Origin of the sequence: Kitasatospora sp. NPDC059462 (assembly GCF_042749955.1) — a bacterium.
GTDB lineage: Bacteria > Actinomycetota > Actinomycetes > Streptomycetales > Streptomycetaceae > Kitasatospora.
Map to the genome: position 1 here is coordinate 1 of NZ_JBHYUU010000372.1, position 2,593 is coordinate 2,593.

At 79.1% G+C, this 2,593-nt stretch carries 1 protein-coding gene and 1 pseudogene; both read left to right on the top strand.

The annotated features are described in order from the left end of the window. Positions 1-2,067, top strand: a 2,067-nt coding sequence (locus ACFXAM_RS38500) for an ATP-binding protein (RefSeq protein ID WP_380298566.1), incomplete at its 5' end; no start/stop codon positions are given. A 227-nt stretch (positions 2,068-2,294) separates the two neighbouring features. Then, a pseudogene (locus tag ACFXAM_RS38505) lies at positions 2,295-2,593 on the top strand (S1 family peptidase); the annotation flags it as partial.

Genomic DNA, 2,593 nt, shown 5'->3' on the forward strand with positions numbered 1-2,593 from the left:
GCCCGCGGCGCCGGGCCGGGCGGCGACGGCCCGGACGGCGGGCGGGACGGCGGGCGGGACGGCGGGCGGCACCGCGCCGCGCCGCCGCGACCCGCCCAACTTCCGCCCCCGCTCGCCACGTTCACCGGCCGCGGCCCCGAGCTCGCCGCCCTCGACGCCTTCGCCGACGACGCGACCGCCCCCTCGACCGCGACCGGGCCGGCCACCGAAGGGCCCACCACCGAGGCCACCGACGCCACCGGACCCGCCGCCCGGATCTGCGCCGTCTCCGGCAGCGCCGGCGTCGGCAAGACCACCCTGGTCGTCCAGTGGGCGCACCGGCGGCGCGCCCACTTCCCCGGCGGCCAGCTCTACGCCGACCTGCACGGCTTCTCCGCCGAACCGCCGCTGCCGCCGCACGCCGTGCTGGCCCGCTTCCTGCGCGCCCTCGGGGTGCCCGGCGAGCAGGTGCCGAGCGTGCCGGAGGAGGCCGCCGCCCTGTACCGCTCGCTGCTGGCCGGGCAACGGGTGCTGGTCGTCCTGGACAACGCGCGCAGCGCCGAGCAGGTCCGCCCGCTGCTCCCCGGTGCACCGGAGTGCCTGACCGTGGTCACCAGCCGCACCGGCCTGGCCGGCCTCACCGCCCGGGACGGCGCCCGCCCGCTGGCCCTCGACCTGATGCCGGCGCGCGACGCCGTCGCCCTGCTCGACCGCGTCATCGGCGGCCGGCGCACCCGCTCCGAGCCGGCCGCCGTCGCCGAACTGGCCGCCGTCTGCGGCCGGTTGCCGCTCGCCCTGGCCATCGCGGCCAGCCGGCTCGCCGAACGCCCCGGGCGGACCGTCGCGGACCACGTGGCCGAACTGCGCGACACCGGGGACCGGCTGACCGCGCTGGCGATCGACGGCGACGCCACCTCCGCCGTGCGCGCCGCGCTCGACCTCTCCTACCGCGCCCTGCCCGCCACCGCCCGCACCCTGTTCCGGCTGCTCTCGCTCGCCCCCGGCCCCGGCCTGTCCGCGGCGGCGGCCGCCGCGCTCTGCGGCGAGCGCCCGGCCGCCGTGCGCCCCGTGCTGGAGCAGCTGACCACCGCCCACCTGCTCACCCACGAGGGCGGGGACCGCTACCGGCTGCACGACCTGCTGCGCCTGTACGCCGCCGAACGCGCCGCCGCCGAGACCGGCCTGGCGGTGCGCACCGCCGCCCGCGAGCGGCTCGGCACCTGGTACCTGCACCACGCCGACGCCGCCGCCCGGCTGCTCACCCCGCACCGCCGGCGGATCCCGCTCGCCGCGGCCGGGCCCTGGTACGAACCGCCCGCCTTCGGGACCGCCGCCGAGGCCCAGCGGTGGTGCGAGAGCGAGCACACCCACGTCCTGGGCGTGGTCCGCGCGGCGGCCGGGCACGGCCCGGACGACCTGGCCTGGCGGCTGCCGGTGGTCCTGTGGAGCTACTACTTCACCAGCCCCCACCTGGACGACCGGGAGGAGGCCGCCCGGCTGGCGGTGACGGCGGCCGGGCGGGCCGGTGACCGCTACGGCGAGGGCCACGCCCGCAACGACCTCGCCACGGCGCTCGGCGCGCTCGGCCGGCACGACGAGACGCTCGCCGAACTCCGGCTCGCCCGCGCCCTGTTCGCCTCGATCGGGGACCGCGACGGCGAGGCGCACGTGATCGGTCACCTGGGCGACCACTGTCTCAGCACCGGCGCCTACGGCCAGGCGCGGCTGTACTTCCAGGGCGCGCTCGCGCTGCTCCGGGCACAGCCGGAGGAGCGCCGGGACGACTGGGCGATCCGGGTGTGTGAGACCAACATCGGCGTCACCGCGATGCTGGCGGGCCGGGGGCGGGAGGCGGGCGAGTACCTGCACCGGGCGCTGGACCGTCACCGCTCCACCGGGGACCCGGTCCTGGAGGGCATCACGCTGTACCACCTGGGCGACCACCACCGCCGGCTGGACCATCCCGAGCAGGCGGCCGAGCGGCTGCGCCAGGCCCTCGCGGTGATCGACGGCACGACCGGCAATCCGCTGCTGCGCGCCGCGGTCCTGGCGGCCCTCGCCGAACTCGGCGAGGGCGGCCGGCCCTGACGGCCGGGCGGTCGCCGGGGAGGGGCTGGCCGTCCGCCCGGGGGCGGCGGTCTTGACGGAAGGTCAAGGAAAAGGTGTTCTGTACCACGGGGTCGGCCCGTCGGCGGCGGTGCGGGTCCGGCGGGGGTATAGCCCGGAGCTGTACCCCCGGGTGACATCTCCCCCGTCGGCGGACGGGGCTCCTACGGTTTCCCGCAACCCCCACACCGTGACCGCGGGAGACCCCCATGCTCCGACGATCCGCCAGGGCCGCGTGCGCCGTCCTGGCCACCGCCGCCCTCGCTCTGACAGCGCTCCAGGGCACCGCCGGTGCCGCCGCCCCGAGTCCCGGCGCCGGCGCGGCCGCCCGGGCCGCCGCGGCCGCGCCGGACGCCCTCGGGGTGGCCGCCGCCGCGCCCGAGGTGATCGACGCGCTGCAGCGCGACCTCGGTCTGACGGCCGGCCAGGCCCGGGACCGGATCGCCAACGAGGCCCGGGCCGGTGCCCGGGCCGGCGCCCTCGCCCAGGGCCTGGGCGGCAGTTGGGC